Raw genomic sequence first — 669 nt, forward strand, 5'->3', positions numbered from 1 at the left:
CTGAAGCATATTATCGTATGTCATGCCGTACACGACATTTGCACGCATAAGCCTTATTCCATTCCGGACTTATTGCGGTTAAATGATTTTTGGGTAGAAGCCCATCTGGTATGTCAGCATATCATAGACCAAAACGGAAAGCGTTATAACTCGGATTAATCATTTGTTTTGCAAAGTGCCTGAAAGGTGGAGACATTGCCAAACTTTGTGCTCCACCTTTCCTCGCATAGTCCTCCTTTAGAATGCACATGACCGAAAAGATGATATTTCGGCTGGCGTTCTAAGATGGTTTGTTTCAATATCTCACTGCCCGTACCTTCATCCAATATGCCTTTCGGGGGAATGTGAGTAATCAAAAAATCCGTTTTATTAGGCAACCCACATTCCCCTCCTAACCATTGCATTTGCTGAATCATTTTGCTGGAAATGGCATAGAAAGTAATGCCGTCATATTCTATACCGCAATCTTCAAGCAAAGTTACATTTGCAGGTATCAATCGGCGGGCTTCTTCCAGACAAAGGTCGAAAATGATTTCGTGATTGCCCGGCACAAATAAGCGAAGCTGTGCCGGACAGGAAGAAAACCAGTCAAAGAAATCACTCAACTCGTTTTCTTGAAAATCCGATACGACATCCCCTGCGCAAATCAGAATATCTGTGCCTTTGGGG

The 669-nt window shown here is 42.9% G+C and carries 1 protein-coding gene; it reads right to left on the reverse strand.

The window, feature by feature from the left end:
* Positions 1-155 precede the first annotated feature (155 nt).
* The coding region (locus QVP67_RS13830; RefSeq protein ID WP_288180231.1) for a metallophosphoesterase family protein at positions 156-669 on the reverse strand (514 nt) is incomplete at its 5' end.

The sequence above is a fragment of the Bacteroides sp. CAG:633 genome, assembly GCF_000435115.1.
In the GTDB taxonomy this organism is placed as follows: domain Bacteria; phylum Bacteroidota; class Bacteroidia; order Bacteroidales; family Bacteroidaceae; genus Bacteroides; species Bacteroides ndongoniae.